The sequence below is a fragment of the Sulfitobacter sp. genome (assembly GCF_036960155.1).
Classification (GTDB): Bacteria; Pseudomonadota; Alphaproteobacteria; order Rhodobacterales; family Rhodobacteraceae; genus Sulfitobacter.
The window spans coordinates 821048-843205 of the sequence record NZ_JBALWB010000001.1 but is presented as its reverse complement, the minus strand read 5'-3'; the positions used below and the strand labels follow the sequence as shown (position 1 = coordinate 843205).

23 protein-coding genes are annotated in these 22158 nt (G+C 52.2%); 10 read left to right on the top strand and 13 right to left on the bottom strand.

Annotated elements, in window-relative coordinates:
• Positions 1-99 precede the first annotated feature (99 nt).
• The 4 genes from V7775_RS04275 to V7775_RS04260 are packed head-to-tail and all read left to right on the top strand — an operon-like array spanning position 100 to position 3557.
• Positions 100-1035 carry a hypothetical protein gene (locus V7775_RS04275; protein ID WP_335750616.1) on the top strand — a complete coding sequence of 312 codons (936 nt, stop codon included), beginning with the start codon at positions 100-102 and terminating at the stop codon, positions 1033-1035.
• On the top strand, positions 1028-1765 hold the full coding sequence (locus tag V7775_RS04270; protein ID WP_335750615.1) for a 5-oxoprolinase subunit B family protein: 738 nt from the start codon (positions 1028-1030) through the stop codon (positions 1763-1765). The genes V7775_RS04275 and V7775_RS04270 overlap by 8 nt, the downstream gene beginning before the upstream one ends.
• Complete coding sequence (locus tag V7775_RS04265; protein WP_335750614.1) at positions 1762-2790, top strand: biotin-dependent carboxyltransferase family protein; 1029 nt, start codon at positions 1762-1764, stop codon at positions 2788-2790. The genes V7775_RS04270 and V7775_RS04265 overlap by 4 nt, the downstream gene beginning before the upstream one ends.
• Positions 2791-2792: 2 nt before the next feature.
• Complete coding sequence (locus V7775_RS04260; protein WP_335750613.1) at positions 2793-3557, top strand: LamB/YcsF family protein; 765 nt, start codon at positions 2793-2795, stop codon at positions 3555-3557.
• 13 nt (positions 3558-3570) lie between these two features.
• Here V7775_RS04260 and V7775_RS04255 read toward each other — a convergent pair whose 3' ends face one another.
• The 5 genes from V7775_RS04255 to V7775_RS04235 form a co-directional block, all read right to left on the bottom strand.
• Complete coding sequence (locus V7775_RS04255) at positions 3571-5295, bottom strand: SulP family inorganic anion transporter (RefSeq protein ID WP_335750612.1); 1725 nt, start codon at positions 5293-5295, stop codon at positions 3571-3573.
• 54 nt (positions 5296-5349) lie between these two features.
• The gene (locus V7775_RS04250; RefSeq protein WP_335750611.1) at positions 5350-7023 is read right to left on the bottom strand and encodes a TIGR01244 family sulfur transferase; all 1674 of its coding nucleotides are present in this window, start codon (positions 7021-7023) and stop codon (positions 5350-5352) included.
• A gap of 15 nt (positions 7024-7038) precedes the next feature.
• Positions 7039-7902: an MBL fold metallo-hydrolase gene (locus tag V7775_RS04245; protein ID WP_335751056.1), complete on the bottom strand. Its 864-nt coding sequence runs from the start codon at positions 7900-7902 to the stop codon at positions 7039-7041.
• Positions 7903-8039: 137 nt separating this feature from the next.
• Positions 8040-8252 carry a YgaP family membrane protein gene (locus V7775_RS04240; RefSeq protein WP_335750610.1) on the bottom strand — a complete coding sequence of 71 codons (213 nt, stop codon included), beginning with the start codon at positions 8250-8252 and terminating at the stop codon, positions 8040-8042.
• 85 nt (positions 8253-8337) lie between these two features.
• On the bottom strand, positions 8338-9009 hold the full coding sequence (locus V7775_RS04235) for a Crp/Fnr family transcriptional regulator (RefSeq protein ID WP_335750609.1): 672 nt from the start codon (positions 9007-9009) through the stop codon (positions 8338-8340).
• Between the two features lie 426 nt (positions 9010-9435).
• Between V7775_RS04235 and V7775_RS04230 the strand changes: the two genes are divergently transcribed.
• The 3 genes from V7775_RS04230 to V7775_RS04220 are packed head-to-tail and all read left to right on the top strand — an operon-like array spanning position 9436 to position 11968.
• Positions 9436-10857, top strand: coding sequence for a cytochrome ubiquinol oxidase subunit I (locus V7775_RS04230; RefSeq protein WP_335750608.1), 1422 nt, complete (start codon positions 9436-9438; stop codon positions 10855-10857).
• Positions 10857-11858, top strand: coding sequence for a cytochrome d ubiquinol oxidase subunit II (cydB, locus tag V7775_RS04225; RefSeq protein ID WP_335750607.1), 1002 nt, complete (start codon positions 10857-10859; stop codon positions 11856-11858). The genes V7775_RS04230 and cydB overlap by 1 nt, the downstream gene beginning before the upstream one ends.
• Positions 11858-11968 (top strand): DUF2474 family protein, encoded by a 111-nt coding sequence (locus tag V7775_RS04220; RefSeq protein WP_335750606.1) that lies wholly within the window; start codon positions 11858-11860, stop codon positions 11966-11968. The genes cydB and V7775_RS04220 overlap by 1 nt, the downstream gene beginning before the upstream one ends.
• 75 nt (positions 11969-12043) lie before the next feature.
• Here V7775_RS04220 and V7775_RS04215 read toward each other — a convergent pair whose 3' ends face one another.
• A complete protein-coding gene (locus V7775_RS04215) occupies positions 12044-12358 on the bottom strand; it encodes a hypothetical protein (RefSeq protein ID WP_335750605.1) in 315 nt (104 codons plus the stop codon).
• Positions 12359-12543: 185 nt separating this feature from the next.
• On the opposite strand from V7775_RS04215, the gene V7775_RS04210 reads away from it, so the two are divergent.
• The 3 genes from V7775_RS04210 to V7775_RS04200 all read left to right on the top strand — a co-directional run bounded on the left by V7775_RS04210 (position 12544) and on the right by V7775_RS04200 (position 15276).
• A complete protein-coding gene (locus V7775_RS04210; protein WP_335750604.1) occupies positions 12544-12909 on the top strand; it encodes a MerR family DNA-binding transcriptional regulator in 366 nt (121 codons plus the stop codon).
• 271 nt (positions 12910-13180) lie between these two features.
• Positions 13181-14182 (top strand): sterol desaturase family protein, encoded by a 1002-nt coding sequence (locus tag V7775_RS04205; RefSeq protein WP_335750603.1) that lies wholly within the window; start codon positions 13181-13183, stop codon positions 14180-14182.
• The gene (locus V7775_RS04200) at positions 14179-15276 is read left to right on the top strand and encodes an acyltransferase family protein (protein ID WP_335750602.1); all 1098 of its coding nucleotides are present in this window, start codon (positions 14179-14181) and stop codon (positions 15274-15276) included. The genes V7775_RS04205 and V7775_RS04200 overlap by 4 nt, the downstream gene beginning before the upstream one ends.
• 2 nt (positions 15277-15278) lie before the next feature.
• Here V7775_RS04200 and V7775_RS04195 read toward each other — a convergent pair whose 3' ends face one another.
• The 7 genes from V7775_RS04195 to leuC form a co-directional block, all read right to left on the bottom strand.
• A complete protein-coding gene (locus V7775_RS04195; protein WP_335750601.1) occupies positions 15279-16370 on the bottom strand; it encodes a cupin domain-containing protein in 1092 nt (363 codons plus the stop codon).
• 129 nt (positions 16371-16499) lie between these two features.
• Positions 16500-17606: a 3-isopropylmalate dehydrogenase gene (leuB, locus tag V7775_RS04190; protein WP_335750600.1), complete on the bottom strand. Its 1107-nt coding sequence runs from the start codon at positions 17604-17606 to the stop codon at positions 16500-16502.
• A 54-nt stretch (positions 17607-17660) separates the two neighbouring features.
• Entirely contained in the window at positions 17661-18548 is an 888-nt protein-coding gene (locus V7775_RS04185; RefSeq protein WP_335750599.1) for an endonuclease/exonuclease/phosphatase family protein, read from the bottom strand.
• A 116-nt stretch (positions 18549-18664) separates the two neighbouring features.
• Positions 18665-19495: a hypothetical protein gene (locus V7775_RS04180; RefSeq protein WP_335750598.1), complete on the bottom strand. Its 831-nt coding sequence runs from the start codon at positions 19493-19495 to the stop codon at positions 18665-18667.
• Between the two features lie 290 nt (positions 19496-19785).
• A complete protein-coding gene (gene leuD / locus V7775_RS04175; protein ID WP_335750597.1) occupies positions 19786-20391 on the bottom strand; it encodes a 3-isopropylmalate dehydratase small subunit in 606 nt (201 codons plus the stop codon).
• Between the two features lie 22 nt (positions 20392-20413).
• Positions 20414-20665, bottom strand: coding sequence for a hypothetical protein (locus V7775_RS04170; RefSeq protein ID WP_335750596.1), 252 nt, complete (start codon positions 20663-20665; stop codon positions 20414-20416).
• Positions 20665-22071: a 3-isopropylmalate dehydratase large subunit gene (gene leuC, locus V7775_RS04165; RefSeq protein ID WP_335750595.1), complete on the bottom strand. Its 1407-nt coding sequence runs from the start codon at positions 22069-22071 to the stop codon at positions 20665-20667. Before leuC ends, V7775_RS04170 begins: the two co-directional genes overlap by 1 nt.
• Between the last annotated feature and the right edge of the window lie 87 nt (positions 22072-22158).

Sequence of the window (22158 nt, the reverse complement as noted above, 5' to 3'; positions counted from 1 at the left end):
AAAAGGGAATTTAGTGGCATTGCCTTTGCCCTGCTGCTCTGGTCTGTCTGACGGACAGGAGGCAGCAATGCATCTCATCAAACCCCTCGTCGGTGTGTAATGGCATACCTGTTGCAGCTGATTTCTCGGCATGCCCGCTTGTGCCTGATTGTAGGGTTAGCGGCAGGGCTGATGCTGCCCGCTTTGGCGCAAGCTATGACGCCTTGGTTGCCTTTGATGATAGCGGCTTTGCTTACGATCACCGCTTTGCGCATTGGTCACGCAGCGGCGCGCGGCGCGGCAAGTGATTTGCGTTGGGGGCTCGGTGCCGTCGGCGTACTGCAGCTTGGCGTGCCGCTTTTCTGTTTGGGGGTGCTTACTTTTTTTGGGTATGCACAGACCCCTGCTGGGCTTGCGCTGGTCCTTGCCACGTCTGCGCCTGCCATTTCAGGCAGCACAAATCTGGCTTTGTTGTTGGGGCTCGATGCGGGACGCATGATGCAGATTATGGTTCTGGGCACAGCAACGTTTCCGATTACGGTGCTGCCAATTTTGATGCTTTCGCCGCAAATTGGAACGTTTGTGGATGTGCTTCAGTCTGCTAGTTTTGTCTTGTTGGTTATCCTCTGTGCTACTGCGCTGGGCTTTACGTTGCGCGCTACCTTTTATCCGTCACCATCCAGGACACAAATTCAAACATTGGATGGTGCGTCGGTACTGGCATTTTCGGTTATTGTTATCGCGCTGATGGCTCCGCTGAACCATGCGATTCAAACGGAACCATTGCAGGTTGCTCTTTGGGCGTTGTTGGCATTTTCGATCAGTTATGGCTTGCAGGCCGCGACCCTTTTGGCTTTGCGAGGCTCCGCACTGAGCGCCGTTTCAGGACCTCTGGCCATTGGCGCAGGCAACCGCAACATTGCCTTGTTTCTGGTTGCGCTTCCTCCCGAAACATTGGCTCCTGTACTGATCTTCATTGGCTGCTGGCAACTTCCCATGTATCTCACACCTATTCTGCTCCCAAAACTCTATAGGAAGGTTTTGCAAGATGGCTGAGTATCCGCGTATCCGGCAAGTCGGCCTATCTGGTCTGCTTGTTCAATTTGGTGAGGGCATGACTGAGCCTGCCAACCGCGCAGCTATTGCGTTTCGCGCAGCGATTGATGCGCAGCACTGGGCCGAAGTGAGCGAAACATCCACGTCTCTTGTTTCAACCTTTGTCGTCGCTGATTTGATCAACATGCCTTCGGAGGCTTTACTTGAAAAGCTACAGGAACTCCTGACAAGTCAGGATTGGTATGCCGCCCCATTGCCATCGGGGCGAACCCTTTGGGAAATACCGACGCTCTATGGCACCGATGCAGCACCCCAGTTGGAGGAAGCCGCACAGGCCGCTGGCGTGTCTCCAGAACAAGCGATTATAGAACTTTCCAGCGCGCGGGTACGTGTTCTCACCCTCGGGTTTGCGCCCGGTCAGCCCTATACGGGGGAACTGCCGCCTCATTGGGATATCCCTCGCCAACAGGCGCTGACGCGATCTGTTCCCAGTGGTGCGCTGGTTGTGGCGATCAGACAATTGATCATTTTCACCAATGCGTCGCCCACGGGGTGGCGGCATATTGGGCAAACTGCCTTTCGCACATTTCGCCCCACCAGCAGTGTTCCCATTGCATTATCGCCGGGAGATGAGCTGTGCTTTCCTTCAATTACCACCAAAGAATATGAACATATCCAGCAAAGTGACCTATCAGGTGATGGCGGTGCCCAGCGAAGTGTTTTGACATGAACGCGCAACTTGAAATCCTCTCATGCGGGCCAGCGGTTACCGTTCAAGATTTAGGCCGCCCTGGTTTCCTTGCCCAAGGGTTGACCCGAGGGGGGGCGGCAGATGTGCTTGCGCTTTACGAAGGGGCTGCGTTGTTGGGGCAACCACCGGACTTTGCCGCGCTAGAGATGGTAGGAATGGGCGGTAGCTTTCGGGCAAATGCCGACATGCGGATCGCTCTGACGGGTGCGCCGATGGCGACTACGCTCGACGATGTTCCAATTGCTTGGAATGCTAGCCACCTATTGCTTGCTGGAAGTATCCTTAAGATCGGTGGAGCCCGGAGCGGGACCTACGGATATCTGCACATCGGCGGTGGGATCGAAACGCCAATGATGATGGGCGCGCGCGCGACACATCTGAATGCTAGTTTGGGCGCGATGCTGCAGGTGGGTGAAATACTGCCTGTTGGGCAGGATCGCGGCAAAACAACGGGCATGACGCTTACGTCTGAGGACCGCTTTAACGGTGGGCGTATTCGCATCACGGCCTCGATGCAAACCGATCAATTCGATGTTGCCACGCGCGAACGTTTTACCTCGACTCCTTTTATCCGTGACGCCCGGGGCAACAGAATGGGGGTCCGCATGCAGCAAGACGGTGACCCGTTTATGGCTGCTGATCAGCTCAGCATTCTGTCTGATGTTATTGTTCCCGGTGACATTCAAATCGCGGGAGACGGCGCGCCATTTGTTCTCATGAGCGAATGCCAGACAACAGGGGGCTACCCGCGCATCGGGACTGTCCTGCCATCTGATATGGCCCGTGTTGCACAGGCACCTGCCGGAGCCCCCATTTCATTCGAGTTCGTTGATCTGCCCCAAGCCCGCGTAATTGAACAACGGGCAGTCATTGCCCGCAAGGCGCTGGGCAGTTCAGTTACTCCACTATTGCGAGACCCCCATAGCATCCGCGATCTGCTATCCTATCAGTTGATCAGCGGTGCTGTTTCTGCCACCCATGACCCATCCACACAAGAGGACTGACTATGCGCGTAGACCTGAATGCCGATATGGGCGAAAGCTTTGGACCGTGGCGCATGGGAGATGATGCGGCACTGCTGCGTACGGTTACGTCTGCCAATGTCGCCTGTGGTGGGCATGCTGGTGATGCTGATGTGATGTCTGCAACGATGACACTTGCTCATAAAAATGGCGTGGGTATCGGGGCGCATCCGGGTTTTATGGATTTGGCAGGTTTTGGTCGTAACCGTATGACTGTGCCGCGCGGCACGCTGCAAAACCAAATCCGTTATCAGGTTGCTGCCAGCGTTGGTATGGCGCGCAGTGTCGGCGCAAAAGTGCGTCACCTCAAGCTGCACGGCGCATTGTCCAATATGGCGTCTGAAGATCCCGTTTTGGCGCGCGATTTGTACGAAGCAGCCCTATCCGTTGATCCTGATCTTATTGTGATGATCTTGGCGGCTACGGCCCATCAACAAGCGGTCGAAGAGTTGGGGTGTGCATGGGCAGGTGAGATTTTTGCAGACCGCGCCTACAATGATGATGCCACGTTGGTAGATCGTAGTATTGACGGTGCAGTGATCCACGATCCGGAAATTGCAGGTAAACGGATGGTCGAAATGGTAAATGCGGGTGCGATCATTACCGAAAGCGGTAAACACATCCCCGCAGCGATCGACACAATTTGTCTACATGGCGACACCCCGACGGCAGTGCAAATTGCAGGCTCGGTACGTTCAGCGTTAGAAGGCGCAGGCGTTTCAGTTCAAACGTTCGAAGGGCGCGGTTGATCCTCCCAGAAGATTAAACGGTATTCCTTGGTTTTGAACTTGCGTAGTTGGCCGCCTCAAATTGTGACAAGAAGACCTTGCCAGTCATTTCTTGTAGGAAATGTTGCTCTTTCAGGCGGTCCATCACAGGGCCTTTGACCTCCGACAAATGCAGCTTCACATCCATTTCCTTGAGCCGTTCATTGATCATTTCAAGCGACTCAAGTGCGCTTAGGTCAATTTCATTGATCGCCGAACATTGCAGGATCACATGGCGAATTTTGGGGTCTCCTGCGACACGATTATAAATCTTGTCCTCTAGGAACCTCGCATTGGCGAAATACAGGCTTTCATCGACGCGCAGAGTGACAACATCTGGTTCTGTGATCACGTCATGCCGAAGAATATTCCGGAAATGCTCGGTACCTGCAATCAGGCCAACCTCGGCGATATGTGGTTTAGATGATTTATACAGATGTAGCAGAATGGAGAGCCCTACGCCTGCGGACACACCCACCTCAACTCCCATGGCGAGAGTGAGTAAGATCGTCGCGAGGACCGCAGCAAAATCCGCTTTTGAGTAGCTCCAACTGCGTTTCAAAATCGAAAAATCAACAAGGCTAAGAACCGCAACAATAATTGTTGCCGCCAAGGTTGCCTTGGGCAGGAAAAAGATCAAAGGCGTAAGCGTAAGTGCGGCGATTGCTAGACCAACTGCTGTGAACGCGCCTGCCGCTGGAGTCTCTGCGCCGGCATCGAAATTCACAACTGAACGCGAAAATCCGCCAGTGACTGGAAAACCACCTGTCAGTGATGCGCCGATATTTGCGGCCCCCAGTCCAATCAACTCTTGATCAGGATCGATCCGCTGGCGTTTTTTCGCGGCCAAAGTTTGGGCAACCGAAATTGATTCGACAAACCCGATGATTGAAATCAGAAATGCGGGAAGAAGAAGTTGGCCCAATAGGTCTGGCGAAAACGACGGCAGAGTCAACGGAGGCAAGCTTTGGGGAACTTCGCCCACGATTTTGACACCATTACCTGCCAAATCGAAAACCCAAACAGCCGTTGTTGATATAACAACAACGGCACCGGGGCCGGTTTTCACCAGAATCCCTGTCAGACCCGCGCTTAGGCCAAATCCCTCAAGCATCGGTTTTAAACCTTTGCGCACCCAAAAGAGAAACCCAGTTGCAAGAACGCCGATGATGGCCGTTGTCCAATTGGTTTCTGGCAGGTGTTCAATCAGAGAGATAGCCAGCTCCAGCAGGTTGTGTCCATGCGCATCGATGCCAAGGATATGCTTGAGCTGGCTTGCCGCAATGATGATGCCTGAAGCTGTAATAAAGCCAGCAATCACGGGGTGGGACAGGAAATTGGCAACAAACCCTAACCGGAACAAACCCATCGCCAAAAGAATAACACCGGACAATCCCGCAAGCGACAATGCGGCCACAGCGTAACCCATGGTGCCCTGCTCAACGATGTTACTGAGTGCGGCAGCAGTCATCAGTGAAACAACAGCAACTGGGCCAACCGCCAGCGCGCGGCTGGTGCCAAACACGGCGTAAAGAACAATAGGCAGGATGGACGCATATAGCCCTGCTTCAGGTGGCAGTCCGGCCAACAACGCATACGCAAGCGATTGAGGGATTAGCATGATCGTTACGATCAAAGCCGCCACAAGGTCACTCGATAGGGCAGAGCGGTTGTAGAGCCGCCCCCATGTGAGGATCGGCAGATAGTTTGAAAGTGTCATTCAATACCCGAAGCTTTACGGCTGCCCCATTCAGTGATTGGGACAGCCGAGGTGTTAGTTAACGGTGATCTTTTCAGGCTTGGCCATCCATTCGCGGCCCTTCAGCATGCCTTTCCAATAGATCGGGGGCAGTATCTTTTCCTTGAGAAACCAAGCGGCGCGCGATGGCTTGGTGCCATCAATTAGGAACTTTGGAAAACTAGGGAGCATTGTTCCGCCATAACCGAATTCGGCCAAAACGATTTTGCCCCGCTCAACCGTTAGTGGGCACGAACCATAACCGTTGTATTGGGCCACTGGCGCATGGCCTTGCATGTCGGCAACTATATTCTCAGCTATGATCGGAGCCTGAATGCGTGCGGCGGCAGCTGTCTTTGCATTGGGTGCATTCATGACGTCACCCAATGACCAAACATTGTCATAGGTTTTGTGCCGCAATGTGGCCTGATCAACATCTATCCAGCCTGCGGCATCAGCCAAGGGAGAGACGCGAATGAAATCTGGTGCAGTTTGTGGTGGACAGACGTGCATCATATCAAAACCCATCTCAACCCGTTCAACTGGTGTGTCGGGCTTAGCCACGTCGAACCACGCTTTTTTGGCAGCTCCGTCAACAGCTACAAGATTGTGGAAGAAATTGAGGCTGGCATCATATTTCTGGACGTATTCCATCAGGGCCGGAACATAATCTTTGACGCCAAAGAGGACACCACCAGCATTGTTGAACTGGATATCGATGTCTTTGAGGACATTGCGTCGATGCCACGCATCACCCGATAGATACATTGCTTTTTGGGGCGCACCGGCGCATTTGATCGGCATGGGAGGTTGGGTGAAGATTGCGCGACCTTCGTTCATGCCGTTAACCAGTTCCCATGTGTAGGGCGCAAGGTCGTAGCGGTAATTTGATGTGACCCCGTTATGGCCAAGTGTATCAACCAGCCCTTCCACTTTGTTCCAATCAAGCTTTAAACCCGGACAAACGATAAGGCGCCCGTATTTCACCACGCGACAACCGTCCAGAACAACAGCATTGTTTTCGGGTTCAAATGCAGCGACGGCAGACTTGATCCAATGCACATCGCGCGGGATCAATGAGCCCATGGTCCGCGCCGTTTGTTGGGGTTCAAAAATACCGCCACCAACCATCGTCCAGCCCGGTTGATAATAGTGAACATCTGAGGGGTCTATGATGGCAATTTCAAGATCGGGTTTGCGGGCCTTTAAGCTGGCGGCAGCGGCAATACCGCCCGCGCCAGCACCCACAATCACAACTTCATAGGTGGCATCACCTGTATCGGTTGGCGTCTTGCCACCATTGACGATCCGGCGCACCACTCCGCCCATGTCATACCCAGCAGCCTTTGTCGCAGCTAGGATATCCGCAAGGCTGCGCTGTTCGGATTGACAGAGCGACCAAAGGGTCGCTGAACGCGTCCCCGTTCGGCAATATGCCAGAATTGGCCCCGGTTGGTCTGATAGCAACTTATCGAACGCTGCAGCATCTTCATTGGTAACTTTCCCAGCAATGATAGGGAGGTATCCCACGTGGATATCAAGCTTTTCCGCCGCGGCCGTGATTTCCGCGCATGTGGGCTGATCCGCCCCTTCGCCGTCTGGACGGTTACAGATGATCGATTTAAATCCAGCATCCTTGATGGCCAGCATATCGCTAGGCACAATTTGACAGCTCACGGACAGGTCCGCGCTCAATGACTTGATTTCCAATTTATCTCTCCGGGATTAGATACCGTTGACGGGTATCTTCAACATCTGGTTGCCGTTTTCGTCAGTCGGGATTTCGCCAGCACGCATGTTCACCTGCAGCGATGGGATGATCAGCTTAGGCATAGAGAGCTGAGCATCACGTTCCGTGCGAAATTTGATGAAATCCTCGCGGGTTTTATCGCCACCGACATGAATGTTGGAGGCTTTCTGGTCAGCCACCGTGGTTTCCCATTGGATGGAACGGCCGTTTGGACCGTAGTCGTGGCACATGAACAGTCGCGTTTCATCAGGGAGGGAAAGAACCTTTTGAATGCTGTCATACAACTCCTCTGCGGAGCCGCCAGGGAAGTCACATCGCGCAGAGCCACCATCGGGCATAAACAATGTATCCCCCGCAAATGCAGCATCGCCAATGACGTGAACCATACAAGCGGGGGTGTGACCCGGCGTGAACATCGCAAATGCTTGCATCGTTCCAATCATGTAGGTGTCGCCGTCTTTGAATAACGCGTCAAATTGAGACCCGTCGCGTTGGAATTCGGTTCCCTCGTTAAAGATTTTTCCAAACGTTTCTTGGATGATCATGATCTTTTCGCCGACACCGATCTGTCCCCCCAGCTTTTGCTGGATGTAGGGTGCAGCGCTCAGGTGGTCTGCGTGAACATGGGTTTCAATAATCCAATCGAGGGTAAGCCCCTGTTTCTCAATTTCAGCGATTAGGGCATCTGCGTGATCGTAAGTAATGCGGCCCGCAGCATAATCGATGTCCATGACGCTATCGATGATAGCGCAATGATTGCTGGCAGGATCTTTGACAATATAGCTGATCGTATTGGTGGTCTCGTCAAAGTGGGCTGACACTTCGGGCTTCACTGACATGTTTACTGGATAGTCCAATTGATGTCCTTCCTTTACCTAAACTAGAGAACGCGCATGGTATCTGAACATGGCCTTCAACACTTTAGCAATGGCGATTCTGACGGGTAATGCTGTAGCGTGAAGTACAATTACAGCTATTAAAGCTTGCAGGTCCTGACGCCAATGATGCGGTACAATGGGCAGAACCGCATGCTAGATGTTGCCAGCATTACGGCGCCAGCAAGCATTGCAATGATCGTTGCTGTGCTAGATGCGAAGATAGCCCATCCTGTTACGAAGGGTGCGACAAGCAAGAAAATGCCCAAGATGATGCGGATGACGCGGTCGATGGTGCCAATATTTGCAGTCATTTCGATGTCTCCATTTGAATTTTCATTCAAGCTAAGCTTTTGGGAACCTCGCGTCGGTGACATTGTCACTAAGTGGTAAATTAACTCACGTGTTATGGTCTGCCAGTTGCTCAATTTGGATGCGCTCCGTTAATGCAACGCGACCTCTGCTTTGTTCTATCCAACCACGCCTTTGAAATTCCTGAAGCTGTCGTGAAATGACCTCCCGTGCGGTACCAAGTTCGACAGAAAGTTTTTGATGGGTGGTGGCTATGACATCCTGTTCATCGGAAAGCTCGATCAATTTGTGTGCAAGGCGCACGTCGAGCCGTTGAAAAGCCACTTCGTCAATCATTAGAAAAAGGTCAGTAATCCGCTTGGAAAACGCTGCAAAAACGAAATTGCGGAATGATTTTGATTGCGCGACCAGATCATCAAAAACCGCACGTGGCACAGCGGCTGCGCACACGGCTGTCTCGGCTATTCCCTCTGCCGAATAGTCGTCGTAGGCAAGTAGGCATGCCGTGGTTAAAACACAACTTTGACCAGCGTGAATGCGGTAGAGGACAATTTCATGTCCGGTTTCGGATACTTGTTGAACGCGCACTGTCCCCTCTAACAAGAACAACATATTCTCGGGTGAATTTCCGGGGCCAAATATTGTGGTCCCTTCGGGTGCGGAAATGATAGTACTGCGGTTTAGCAGTAGTTCCTTTATGGGCGCCTCCAAGCGCGACAATCCGGGAAATCGTTCAACCCATTCATTTGGATGTGTCATCGCAGTACTCCCTCGTCTTTGCGTGGGATCCAAAGGGCAAAGCGTGCCAACCGAAACCTGCTACCGTGCCATAGCGCCTCAAAGATACATTCAAGATGTTCTTTCTGTAAATGTGACACTTTGGATCATGTTCAAATGTAGGAAAAAGCGATTGAGGCATAGGGTCGGGGCACGGTTCGAATCTAGATGGCCAGGTAACAACCGAAATCCTGCGCGCTGTTGACGCATTGCAAGCGGGTGATGCTTCATGGATTGCTGCCCCCATGAATGGACACTCGATCGGGACGTAATCACCCCGCTGATCGTCACAGACGATCTAGCAAAAGATGCGTTTCAACAAGGCTTTATGAGGCGACGCGCCTACCTTCGCACTGCAAAATCTTAACCTTCCTAAGACAGATAGAATCATTACGAAACGGAGCACCTATGTTTGACGGTTTCACCGCAGAGACACTGGCGAGAGCGCAATTTGCGTTTACCGTGTCCTTCCACATTATCTTTCCTGCATTCTCAATCGGGCTGGCAAGTTACCTCACAGTCTTGAATGCCCTTTGGCTCCGCACAGGAGATGAAACCTACCAAACCTTGTTCAATTACTGGAAGAAAATCTTTGCAGTAGCCTTTGGTATGGGTGTCGTTTCGGGCATTGTGATGTCCTACCAGTTCGGCACAAACTGGTCTGTCTTTGCAGATAAAACAGGGCCAATTCTGGGACCTCTAATGGCTTACGAAGTCTTGTCTGCATTCTTCCTAGAGGCTGGGTTTTTAGGGATCATGTTGTTTGGCCGTGAACGTGTTGGGGATAAACTACATATGTTTGCAACGGCTATGGTTTCGTTTGGAACCTTGATGTCAGCAACGTGGATTTTATCGGTCAACTCATGGATGCAGACGCCCGTGGGCTATGGGATAAATGATTTGGGCCAGTTTGTACCTGAAGACTGGTGGCAGATTGTTTTCAACCCGTCCTTTCCTTACCGCCTCGTTCACATGGTCCTTGCGGCCTATCTGACCACAGCACTTGTCGTTGGCGGTGTTGGTGGCTTGCATTTGTTGCGCAACCGCGAAGATGCTCCTGCGCGCCGGATGTTTTCGATGGCGATGTGGATGCTGATCGTTGTGGCGCCTCTTCAAATTCTTGCAGGTGATTTCCATGGGCTGAATACTCTCGAGCACCAACCTGCCAAAGTCATGGCAATGGAAGGCCACTACGAAAGCCATCCGCACGGGGCACCATTGATTCTCTTTGGTATTCCTAACCCCGAAGAACGCCGGATCGATTACGCTATTCAGATTCCAAAACTATCGAGCCTGATTCTGAAGCATCATTGGGATGCCCCGCTTGCAGGTTTGGACACCATTCCCGACATTGACGAACCACCCGTCGCCATCCTGTTCTGGAGTTTTCGAATAATGGTTGGCCTTGGTTTCGCAATGCTGGGCCTTGGCATATGGAGCCTGTGGCTGCGGTTGCGGGGACGTCTTTATGAGAGTGGATGGGTGCACCGTGCAGCAATTGTTATGGGGCCGATGGGATTTGTTGCCGTGCTGGCAGGGTGGATCACCACCGAAGTCGGCAGACAACCGTTCACAGTTTATGGCTTGCTGCGGACGAGTGATAGCCTCGCCCCTGTCGCAGCACCAGCTGTTGCTGCTTCCCTGCTTGCTTTCATCATCGTCTACTTCTTTATCTTCGGGTCAGGTACATTTTATCTACTGCGGATGATGAATAATCCAGCAGGAACACAGCGTTTAGGTCTTCGTGACGGACCTATCAGGACCGCAAGAATGACTGAGCTGGTACATAAAGCTGGTGAAGCAACCTCCGGCAAAAAAGGAGAGTTATAATGTTTGAGCTTTCATTTATCTGGGCTGGGATAATCGCATTTTCTGTCCTGACATATGTGATCCTGGATGGTTTCGACCTAGGCATTGGCATTTTATTTCCTTTCGCCAAAAGTGAGCGGGACAAAGCGACCATGATGAATTCAATCGCGCCGATATGGGATGGGAACGAGACATGGCTGGTCATGGGGGGCGGAGGCCTGTTTGCAGTCTTTCCGCTTGCTTATGCCGTCATCATGCCCGCTCTATATATGCCGATCATCCTGATGCTTCTGGCGCTGATCTTTCGCGGTGTCGCGTTTGAGTATCGCTGGCGAACAGTACGTTGGAAGCCAGTGTGGGATGTCGCGTTCTTTGGTGGCTCATTTGTTGCAGCATTTATGCAGGGCATCGCGTTGGGTGCATTGGTTCAGGGCATCAAAGTTGTTGATCGCGCCTATGCAGGCGGCTGGTGGGATTGGTTGAGTATGTTTTCCATACTAACTGGATTTGCCGTCGTTATCGGTTATGCATTGTTGGGGGCGACGTGGATTATCCTGAAAACTGAAGGGAACTTACAGCGTCAGATGCAGGGTTATGCATGGTGGTTGGGGGTAGGGACATTGGGCTTTATCGGAGTCGTTAGTATCCTGACCCCGTTCCAAGACGCGATTTATTTCCAACGCTGGTTTAGTCTACCGGGTAGTATCCTCAGCGTCTTGATCCCGGGTGCAGTTTTGGCGACGGCGTGGGCGCTATTCTCGGGCTTGAGTGCTGGCAAAGATGCGCAACCTTTTCTTGCTGCTCTTGGTTTGTTTGTTCTTTGTTTTGCGGGCATCGGAATCAGCTTTTACCCCAACATAGTTCCCCCAAACCTGACAATTGCGGCAGCTGCAGCACCAGACGAAAGCCTTTGGTTCGCGCTTGTTGGTACCCTTGTTCTTGTACCAATGATTCTAACCTACACTGCATATACCTATTGGGTATTTCGCGGCAAAATAGACCCGGAAGAGGGGTATCATTGATGATACCTGCATCCCTTCGCAAGGTCGGCTGGTTTGTAGCCATCTGGCTGATGAGCGTCTTTGCGCTGGGTATCGTTGCCTATGTGATCCGTTTGGCAATACCGACTTGAGGTAAACGTGAAATACCACTGTGATTGCAGCGGCTACCAGTTCGGATTTCGAAACGTAGCCGCTTTGATCCTTTGTTAAGCCTCCGCAACCTCAGGAGATCGGCAGGAGAGCCAGAAAAATCCAGCAATCTGAAGAAGAGCAAACAATATTTCAGGAACGAGAAATATCCACACTAATGGTGTAATCCCAGAAAACAGCGCAACACCCATCCAAGCTGAGAAAAAACCACGAGCGACCCCATCATAGATGGCCAATCGTGTATCGTTCCAAACAAGACGAACCAACGACCAGATTATTACAACTGTTCCAAAAAAGTTAGCGAATAGCATCGAATGAACATCAAGGTCTGGGAGTGCTCCCAAACCTAAGGATGCATTCAGGGGTGACATCACTGACCCCCAAAAAATGGCCATCGTAAAGGGTACTGCAAACGGCCAAGTAACAAAGAGATCATACCAAGCGGAGATTCTATAGATCCTGTGGGGAACGCATTTGGGTATCATTTTCTTTCCTTTCATACCAACAGGAAGCGTTCTAAACCTTTGAGTATAGTCCAAGGTCAACAGGTATTTTTATGAGAATTGGTGAACTTGCAGACGCGACAAATGTGAGCACTGACACGTTGCGATTTTACGAGAAGCGAGGACTCATTCACTCTCAACGGCGTGCAAACGGCTACCGAGATTTTCACGAAGAGACTGTACAGCTTGTTGAGATCATTCGGCTGGGCAAAAGCCTTGGCTTCAATCTTCGTGAAATGACTGAACTGTCACATGCAATGTCTCAGGATAACGTGAACGAGCAGGAAACCGCAGAGATTTTGGCTCAAAAGCTTGCCGAGACAGACCAACGCATTCTTAGTTTGCAGCAGCTTCGGAAAACTCTGAGTGCAGCAATTTTGAGAAATTGCCCCATCAGAAAGCTAAGCAAACGACCATGAGGCAAGTCGCAACAAAGGTCTATCTGGGTTCGGAGTGCTTGACGTTTGAGTGCGTATAGCATGCCGCAGTAGTAGGATTTGAAACTAACATTCGCGGGATGCAGCCGAAACAGGGCGATGTCCGCTGATGAAGAATTAGGTCTCACTTTGCCCCTTGGGGTGCCAGCACCAAGCAGAGATGGACACTGAGTTGTTGAAATTTTAGCACGTGTTGGCCTCTTTACTGCCGCATTAGAATAGCAATCTACGTGGAAACCATACAGAGGTTATCATGGATTTATTGTCTCAGCTCTTTTCGACACTCATTGTGAGCTTCACCGATCTTGGCTCGCGGCTGGCTGTTTTTTATCTCTGTATCACTGTTTTGATCGTTGCAGCCTTGTGGATTGTCCGTGGCCGTCCCAAGACATTCGTGGAGTATCTGCTGCCCAAGGAGGTATACCTGCACAAATCAAACATCGTTGATATCAAGATTTTTCTGTTCAATTCACTGCTTTCGGCTGGTGGCCTATTTGCTGCCGTCACAATGACGCCGGTGATGACGACAACGGTGCTAAACGCTCTTATCTCGGTAACTGGCGCATCAACTGCGCCTGTTGACCTGACATTCGCAAAGTTGGCATTGGCCACAGTCATTATGATTTTGACACTGGATTTCTGCAAATACTGGGCGCACCGCCTGCACCATGAGGCTTCAATCCTATGGCCTTTCCACGCACTGCATCACTCCGCAGAAATCATGACGCCACTTACCGCAAATAGAAACCATCCAATGTTTTTGGTCCTGCGTGCGCTGATTTACACGGTTGTTGTTGGCTCCGTCCAAGCATTGATGCTGTTCTTGCTCATGGGTAAAATCGAAATTCTTGCCATTGGAACGGTGAACGCTGGATATTTCATGTTCAATGCTCTTGGTTCGAACCTGCGACACAGCCATGTTTGGCTTAGCTATGGGCCTGTGCTTGAACATGTCTTTGTATCGCCAGCCCAGCACCACATTCACCACTCGATCGACCCAAAGCACTACAATAAGAATTACGGCGAAGTATTTGCGATCTGGGATTTGGTGTTTGGGACACTGTATGTGCTGCGGTCCCATGAAGAGATTGTTTACGGTTTGGCCGATGAACATGGTGAGCGCATTGAACAGCCCTATCCGAACCTTCGCACTGCAATTCTGGACCCATTTAGGGACAGTTGGCGCGCCTTATGGAAGGGTACCTCACGCGATCCGAAGGCCATTCTTGCAACCAAAGAAAGTGCCACGTCGTGACCCGAGGACTCTCCATCTGGCTGGATGCGCTTCGTGTCTGGGCAACTATTGTTGTTGTCTTTTCGCACGTCGCTTATCCACGGTTTACACGGGGTGATTACATTTTCATCCGTGAACTCAATCTAGGCAGTGACAGTGTCATCGTGTTCTTTGTGATCTCGGGGATGGTGATTGCCTATGCCGCTGGTCGCGATGCAAAACTGTCCACATATGCCTTCAATCGCCTGACTAGATTGCTGTCTGTGTTGGTGCCTGCGTTGTTTCTAACGTTTGCCTTTGATCAAATCGGTCAACGCATTGGCCCAGAAGCATACAGCAGCTTTTACAGTCCTTTGCCACTGGGTGAGCTGTTGGTGCGTGGCCTTTCAATGACAAATGAGTGGGGCGCATTTGACCGCGTCCGCCTAGGGACAAATGGGCCGCTCTGGTCGCTCAGCTATGAGGCTGGTTACTACGTCCTATTTGCGGCCGCGTTTTTCCTGTCTGGTATTCGTAGAGTTGCCATTTTGATCCTGCTCACGCTGCTTGTCGGACCAAGGATTTTGCTGTTGATGCCTGCGTGGTTGATGGGTGTATGGCTCTGGAATTGGGTCTCGTCAGGTGGTCCTGCTCGGCTGTCAGCAAGCAAGGCACGTGTCTTTGCATGGGGTGGGCCGCTGCTTTATGTGTACTGCTTGTGGACGGGTGTGCCTGACGCTTTGGCCTCCTTAACTGCACAGTATTTCTTGCCCATGGATTATCGATTTGCACTCGCGTTTTCGGATGAATTTATCTGGAATGCTCTGTTGGGTACTATGACGGCATTCCATATCATGGGAATGGCACGGCTGCTGCAAGGCTATGAAGGAAACCATCCGCGTATCCGTTGGTGGGCAGGCGCAAGCTTTTCGATCTACGTCACGCACTATCCAGCACTGCACCTAATTGATGCCATTTTCCCTGCCGAAACGCTTGCGCGGGATGGTCTGCTTGTTGTCGGTTCAATTTTGGTTGGTTTGGTTTTTGCGCAGTTTTTCGAGCGACACATCGGTATGATCCGCCGCAAAGTGCTAACACTTCACGACGGATTACGCTCTGATCTAAAGAAAGCCTGAGATCAGACCTCAGTTGCGGTGAAATCACCGTGCAACGCGACCTCTAAAAGCTCAATATCCTCAGACACGTCTTGGTACTGAACAACCATGTTTGGCGGTATCACAAATCCGTCTCCGGCTTGGAGTTTGCGGTCTTCTTGCCCGTCCGCATGCAGGGTCATGGTGCCGTCCATCACAAACGTGAAATGGATGTCTGCATTATGGGTGAATGCAGGGGATACGCCGTCAGCGCGGCGAACAACCTGAATACCAGCAACGCCTTTTGTACCTTCAGAAATCCCTGTGTCACGGGCGGTGAAGCCGGAAATGCGGAAGGGCTTCCATGTTGCCGTATCTTTGACGTGATGAACAAACGTCTGCCCGTCCCATTCGCGGGCGGGGTCACCTTTGCCATTGGGTAGGGTGAAGTCATGGTCAATAGTTGTGACGTGTTCGGCCGGGACGCCGATTTCGATGACTTCGATGTTTGGTGATGCTTCTACAACACGGTGGCGAATACCAGGGGGTTGGGTGACGCAATCGCCTGCATGGAGCCTGATCATGTCGCCTTGATCTTCATAAAGAACATCTACCCAGCCACGGTAACAAAATATCAGCTGAAACCCGACTGTGTGGTAATGCACCATGTCTGGTACAGGCCCACCATCAGGAATGCGAATGTGGCTGGCAATGATCGATCCGCCCAATCGCGAAGGGATTAGATCGCGGTAATGCATGCCAGCACGCCCAATGACCCAAGGCGCCTCATCCGCGATCCTACGGACAGCAAATTCGTGCTGCGTGGTTGTGTGTTCGACTTGCGGTGTGAGCGGAACAATAGAAACGCGGGTACCATTGGGTGCCGTTAACTCACGCGCTCCATCTGCGAAACCATCCAGATCATCCGTCAGAATGCGTATGTGCCCTGGAGGGACGTCAGCCCCTTTTTCAATGCGAAGCCGCAAACCGTGACCTGAAAAACTAGCAACCGAAGGGTCATCGGCGGGAAAGATATTTTCCAACCGCATGCCTAGCGTTTTGGTGAAAAACGGCAGGTCATTGCGCAATTCATCTGTCGGCAACAAGAACTCTGCGAGGATGGGGGAGTCGGTCATTTTGGGGTCCTGTAATCAATGTTACTGCGGACGCTGCCAGCTTTTCTTTGATTGCTCAAGGCGCAAAGAAGCTTTTGATATTCAATGCGCGCCCAATCCAAGAGGGGCGCGCATTGATTTTAGTTTGTGTTAAAGGCTCGCGTTGAGCGCCTCAAGGATGACATCCCCCATTTCGGAAGTCGAAATCGGGGAGCCACCTTCTTCGCCCATCAGGTCTGCTGTGCGCGCGCCGTTTGACAGTACTTTTTCGATGGCCTGCTCCAGACGTGTTGCCTCGTCACCTTGATCAAACGAATAGCGCAGAGCCATCGCAAAGCTAAGGATACATGCAATTGGGTTCGCCTTACCTTGGCCGGTGATGTCAGGTGCGGAGCCGTGCACAGGTTCGTACATTGCTTTTGGGCGGCCATCAGCATTTGGCGCGCCAAGGGATGCAGAAGGCAACATGCCCAAAGAGCCAGTAAGCATGGCCGCGCAATCACTGAGGATATCACCAAAGAGGTTGTCAGTGAGGATCACGTCGAACTGCTTGGGCGCGCGCACCAACTGCATGGCGCCATTGTCGGCGTACATGTGGGATAACTCGACATCAGGATAATCCGTGTCGTGTACTTTTTGTACAACTTCGCGCCACAAGATACCGCTTTCCATCACGTTGGCTTTTTCCATCGAGCAAACTTTGTTGCCACGGCGGCGGGCCAGCTCGAATGCGGAACGCGCGACACGGTCGATTTCGGATTCAGTGTAGCGCTGCGTGTTGATGCCTACGCGTTCGTTGCCTTCTTGGAAGATGCCGCGTGGTTCGCCGAAATAAACGCCAGATGTCAGTTCACGCACGATCATAATGTCGAGGCCTGCGATCAAGTGCTTTTTCAGCGAGGAGAAATCTGCCAGCGCGTCAAAACACTGCGCTGGGCGCAGGTTGGAAAACAGGTCCATCTCTTTGCGTAGGCGCAGTAGGCCGCGCTCTGGTTTGACGGAGAAATCAAGATCGTCGTATTTGGGGCCGCCAACAGCGCCCAGTAGAACGGCGTCTGCTTCCAGTGCCTTTGCCATTGTATCATCGTGCAGAGGCGTGCCGTGCTTGTCATAGGCTGCGCCGCCGACCAGATCGTGGCTTACGTCAAACGCCAGATTACGCTTTTCGCCGAACCAGTCGATGATGCGTGTGACTTGGCCCATAACTTCGGGGCCGATGCCGTCACCTGCGAGGATCAAAAGGGTGGGGTTTGCCATGCGAATTTCTCCTGAAATTGGTTGCAGATGGCGTATCGCGCGCAGGGTTCGCCGTCAAGGATTGCGGGGGGTTATATCAACCCAAAGCAGACTGTGGCGACTGGCTTTGGGCGCGTACAGCGTGCCGTGGTTCACGATATGCCAGCGGGCAGAGGGCAGCAGATAATCCACACGTAAATCGCCGGGCAGGGGTTCTTTGAAGTCGGCTGTGGGGGAACTGTCAAAAGGGTTTTGCAACTTGCTGTGCGCGAGTAAGGCGTTGATGGCCTCGGGGCGTCCGCTGCCCCGCTCTGGATCGGTGTTTGCTGTGCCTGCTAGGACAAAGGGTAGACCACTCTTGTCACGGGCTAAATAATCGAGCCAGAAAGCCGTCTCGTCGTGGTTGCGCTTCCCGTTTCGGTCCTCGGGTCCGTCATACAGCGGGGGCGTGGCGTGATAAGTCATCAATCGCATCTTACCAAATTGGGGTGTGATGATCGGTACAACCCAGTGTCCGCGTGAGGATAGCCTATGGACTGAAAGCACGGCGTTGCCACCAAATGGCTTGCCGTTTTTTACTGGATACAGATGGTTTGGGAGGTCCCGCCAAAGAAAGGCGCTGTAGTCTTCAACAGCGTCCTCTTGGATAGGAAAGCGGGATAGGACTGCCATGCCGCCCATGCCGTTAAAGCGGCCAAAACCATGCGCGTCGTCCGCGTCACCTAGTTGTCCATTGCCGTTTAGATCAAGGCCAGTGTCTTGGCCTGCATTTGGCGCCGCTGAAAATAGATAGGAATAGTTTAACCCGTGTTTGGATAGGTCATCGGCCAGTGCTTTTAGGGCGGTTCTGCGCAGATCATAGTCAATGCCCTGAAGGGCAATGATATCTGGCCTGACTTCTAGCATCACAGATTTGAACGCGGCGATTTGAGAGTCTTCGCCCTTGAGAATATCCCGGAGCAAGAGGCCGGGACCTTTACGTATTAGTTCAGCGTTGAATGTCGCAATGCGCAGACCAGTTTCCTGAGCCGCAGCAGCGGTGCAAGCACAAGCGAACACCATTGCGATCAGCGTTTGGATCAGGCGGCTTGTAGACCACCCTCTGCATAGGTGCGCTTGCGTTTTTCTTCGATCATGTCGGCGATTTTGCCCATGGCGATGCCGCGCATGATGATGCTGGCTGGAAGGAAGGCCCATGCTGAAATTGTCCAGATAAGGGTTTGCGGGTTCTGCAATGAGATTGGATCTAACAGATCATTGGCCAGTTTGACTACTGCAGGGACAAGGAAGGGCAGCAAGAAGCCAAGAGCGATATTGATCCGCGCATCTCGTTGCAGGCGCTCCAAGACATCTCCACCAGCGGTTGGATCGAAAAGGGGCAGGTTTACCCAAACGTTGAATGCACCAGAACGTGCTGGCCAGTTCAGGACACGCACAAGGATCAGGAATGCTGTCATCGCGATGAGCGAGATCATATAGGCCAAGCCAGCCGCAGTGCGTACAAAGCTGACGGTTTCAAAAGATGCATCTGCAGGCAACATAAGCACAACAAGACGAACAGGTGAGTAGGGGAAATCAATAGCGTTACCGATGATGGTGCCAATTGACGTCAATGCGGCAGTCAGCAGCGTAGGACTGGTTATACCCTTCATTATGGCGCTTAGCAAAAAGACCGTAGCGAACAAAGAGGCAAACCGCAGACGGTTAAAGGGTGCCGCATCCCGAAATTCCACAATGCTGGGAAAAGTCGAGTTGTATTCAACAAATGTGAGGACAGCAGCCAGCAAGGCCACCAGCAACACAACTTGTGTCGAATCGCTCGCTAGACCCGGCAGCACAAGCGCCGGAGTCATAATTAGGGTCGCAACTAAAATTCCGCGCGCCGCAGCGCTGGTCATACGTACTATCAACGTTCTATCCCTTTCAAACTGGCCAGCTGCGTTTGCCGCGTGCTTGTCCCAACTTGATGCCTTCGGGTCGAGAAGGCCTGCCTCATTGTTGTCACAATCGTGCCTTCTTTCGCCTTAGTTCTCAAGACTATTGCGTCAGATCACCCTAGAGGTGGGGCGTTTTGAGGGAGAGGGTGGTGCGTTCTTGCATCATTTCAGCGGCGTAAATAAGGCAAGGGCAACATGTAGTGGGCGCGGCGTGCGCGCCCACTAGAAAATCAGCTCAAATTTGAGGAGATATTAAATAAATATTAAACCCATGGACGGCTTTGTTCGGCCGCAGCCTCGAACGTATCGATGGAGGTTACTTTCTCCATTGTCAGGCCAATGTCGTCCAGACCGTTCATCAGGCAATGCTTTTTGAACGCATCAACTTCGAACGCAATTGTTTCACCGTCCGAAGACGTGATTGTTTGGCTTTCTAGATCAATTTCGATCCGCGCATTTGCGCCTTTTTCCGCGTCCTTCATCAACAGATCTACTTGCTCCTGTGGAAGCACGATCGGCAGAATGCCATTCTTAAAGCAGTTGTTGTAGAAAATGTCCGCATAGCTTGGTGCAATGACGCAGGTGATGCCGAAATCCGCAATCGCCCATGGTGCGTGCTCACGGGAGGAACCGCACCCGAAGTTTTCACCCGCGACAATGATCTGTGCATCGCGGTATTGGGCCTTGTTGAGAACGAAATCAGGGATTTCGTTGCGGTCGTCATCATAACGCATTTCGTCAAACAGGTTCACGCCAAGACCAGAACGTTTGATGGTCTTGAGGAACTGTTTCGGGATGATCATATCGGTGTCGATGTTGATCAAAGGCATCGGTGCGGCAATACCGCTCAGGGTGGTGAATTTGTTCATGATTGAATTCCTGTTCTGCCGATTATGCACAATTCGCCACGAAGGCGAATAAGCCGTTCGTTTGTGGAGTTTCGTTGTAAGTTGTCAACTTCTCGCTCGGGCAATCGACTTGAATGAACTTTTGAATTTTGTCTGCGTCCCAACCTTCTGGGTTGTAGGTTCCATTCATTTGGCCATCTTTGAAGTTGAAAGAGAAGGCACCAGAATCCTTCGAAGCGACGTCGCCGCAAGCAGCAAGTGCCAGGCAGGCCATAAGTGAAAGGGCTTTGTACATCACATCATCTCCCGCACATCAGTGAGCTTACCCGTGATAGCAGCAGCAGCTGCCATTGCCGGTGACATCAAATGCGTACGTCCGCCGCGGCCCTGACGGCCTTCGAAGTTGCGGTTTGACGTAGCAGCGCAACGCTCACCCGGAGCAAGCTGATCGGGGTTCATGGCAAGGCACATGGAACACCCTGCAAGGCGCCATTCAAAACCAGCCGCAATGAAGATGTCAGACAAACCTTCTTCTTCGGCTTGGGCGCGGACCAGACCAGAACCTGGAACAACCATCGCACGGATGCCGTCTTTCTTCTTTTTGCCCTTCAGGATTTCTGCAGCGGCACGCAAGTCTTCGATACGGCCGTTGGTGCAGGAACCGATGAACACTGTATCGATCTCGACATCCGCAAGCGGCGTGCCAGAGGTGAGACCCATGTAATCAAGCGAGCGCTGTGCAGCACCTACTTTACCACCGTCAAAGTCGGATGCAGATGGAACGTTTGCCGTGATTGGCAGAACGTCCTCTGGGGATGTGCCCCATGTGACAACAGGCGCAATGTCTTCGCCCTTGAGTGTGATCACTTCGTCCCATGCGGCGTCATCGTCTGTGTAAAGTGTCTTCCACCATGCAAGTGCAGCTTCCCATTGTGCACCTTTTGGCGCGTGGGGGCGGCCCATGCAGTACTCATAGGTCTTTTCGTCTGGTGCGATCAGGCCGGCACGTGCGCCACCCTCAATTGCCATGTTGCAGACGGTCATGCGGCCTTCCATGCTCAAATCGCGGATCGCTTCGCCACAATACTCGATCACGTAGCCAGTACCGCCAGCAGTACCAGTGACGCCAATGACTGACATTGTGATGTCTTTTGCCGTCACACCGGGGAGCAACTTGCCGGTGATCTCGACTTTCATGTTTTTGGATTTTTTCTGGATCAGGGTTTGCGTAGCCAGAACGTGCTCAACTTCGGATGTGCCGATGCCGTGGGCCAACGCGCCAAATGCGCCGTGTGTCGCGGTGTGGCTGTCGCCGCAAACCACTGTCATGCCCGGAAGGGTCCAGCCCTGCTCGGGGCCAACAATGTGTACGATGCCCTGACGCACGTCAGAAACTGGATAGTAGTGAATGCCAAAGTCTTTGGCGTTCTTATCCAGCGCATCAACTTGAATGCGGCTGTCTTCGGTCATTGTTGTCGCGTCGGCACGGTCCAGCGTTGTTGGGACGTTGTGATCCGGAACAGCGATTGTTTTTTCAGGTGCACGAACTTTGCGCCCCGTCATGCGCAGACCTTCAAATGCCTGCGGGCTGGTCACTTCGTGGACCAAGTGGCGGTCGATGTACAAAAGGCATGTGCCGTCTTCGGCTTCGTGGGCTACGTGTGCATCCCAGATTTTATCATAAAGCGTTTTGGGGGACATGAGGTCCTCTCCCTTGGATTTGGATGATGTGGAGGTGTGCAATATCGGGTCAGCGCAGCATAGCAGGCGCGCTGGGCGTTCTTATAG

What these genes read in the sequence shown, in the direction of transcription:
- V7775_RS04275 (WP_335750616.1), top strand. Translation starts at nt 100, where the DNA reads ATGGCATACCTGTTGCAGCTGATTTCTCGGCATGCCCGCTTGTGCCTG.
- V7775_RS04270 (WP_335750615.1), top strand. Translation starts at nt 1,028, where the DNA reads ATGGCTGAGTATCCGCGTATCCGGCAAGTCGGCCTATCTGGTCTGCTT.
- V7775_RS04265 (WP_335750614.1), top strand. Translation starts at nt 1,762, where the DNA reads ATGAACGCGCAACTTGAAATCCTCTCATGCGGGCCAGCGGTTACCGTT.
- V7775_RS04260 (WP_335750613.1), top strand. Translation starts at nt 2,793, where the DNA reads ATGCGCGTAGACCTGAATGCCGATATGGGCGAAAGCTTTGGACCGTGG.
- V7775_RS04255 (WP_335750612.1), bottom strand. Translation starts at nt 5,295, where the DNA reads ATGACACTTTCAAACTATCTGCCGATCCTCACATGGGGGCGGCTCTAC.
- V7775_RS04245 (WP_335751056.1), bottom strand. Translation starts at nt 7,902, where the DNA reads ATGTCAGTGAAGCCCGAAGTGTCAGCCCACTTTGACGAGACCACCAAT.
- V7775_RS04240 (WP_335750610.1), bottom strand. Translation starts at nt 8,252, where the DNA reads ATGACTGCAAATATTGGCACCATCGACCGCGTCATCCGCATCATCTTG.
- V7775_RS04235 (WP_335750609.1), bottom strand. Translation starts at nt 9,009, where the DNA reads ATGACACATCCAAATGAATGGGTTGAACGATTTCCCGGATTGTCGCGC.
- V7775_RS04230 (WP_335750608.1), top strand. Translation starts at nt 9,436, where the DNA reads ATGTTTGACGGTTTCACCGCAGAGACACTGGCGAGAGCGCAATTTGCG.
- cydB (WP_335750607.1), top strand. Translation starts at nt 10,857, where the DNA reads ATGTTTGAGCTTTCATTTATCTGGGCTGGGATAATCGCATTTTCTGTC.
- V7775_RS04220 (WP_335750606.1), top strand. Translation starts at nt 11,858, where the DNA reads ATGATACCTGCATCCCTTCGCAAGGTCGGCTGGTTTGTAGCCATCTGG.
- V7775_RS04215 (WP_335750605.1), bottom strand. Translation starts at nt 12,358, where the DNA reads ATGTCACCCCTGAATGCATCCTTAGGTTTGGGAGCACTCCCAGACCTT.
- V7775_RS04210 (WP_335750604.1), top strand. Translation starts at nt 12,544, where the DNA reads ATGAGAATTGGTGAACTTGCAGACGCGACAAATGTGAGCACTGACACG.
- V7775_RS04205 (WP_335750603.1), top strand. Translation starts at nt 13,181, where the DNA reads ATGGATTTATTGTCTCAGCTCTTTTCGACACTCATTGTGAGCTTCACC.
- V7775_RS04195 (WP_335750601.1), bottom strand. Translation starts at nt 16,370, where the DNA reads ATGACCGACTCCCCCATCCTCGCAGAGTTCTTGTTGCCGACAGATGAA.
- leuB (WP_335750600.1), bottom strand. Translation starts at nt 17,606, where the DNA reads ATGGCAAACCCCACCCTTTTGATCCTCGCAGGTGACGGCATCGGCCCC.
- leuD (WP_335750597.1), bottom strand. Translation starts at nt 20,391, where the DNA reads ATGAACAAATTCACCACCCTGAGCGGTATTGCCGCACCGATGCCTTTG.
- V7775_RS04170 (WP_335750596.1), bottom strand. Translation starts at nt 20,665, where the DNA reads ATGTACAAAGCCCTTTCACTTATGGCCTGCCTGGCACTTGCTGCTTGC.
- leuC (WP_335750595.1), bottom strand. Translation starts at nt 22,071, where the DNA reads ATGTCCCCCAAAACGCTTTATGATAAAATCTGGGATGCACACGTAGCC.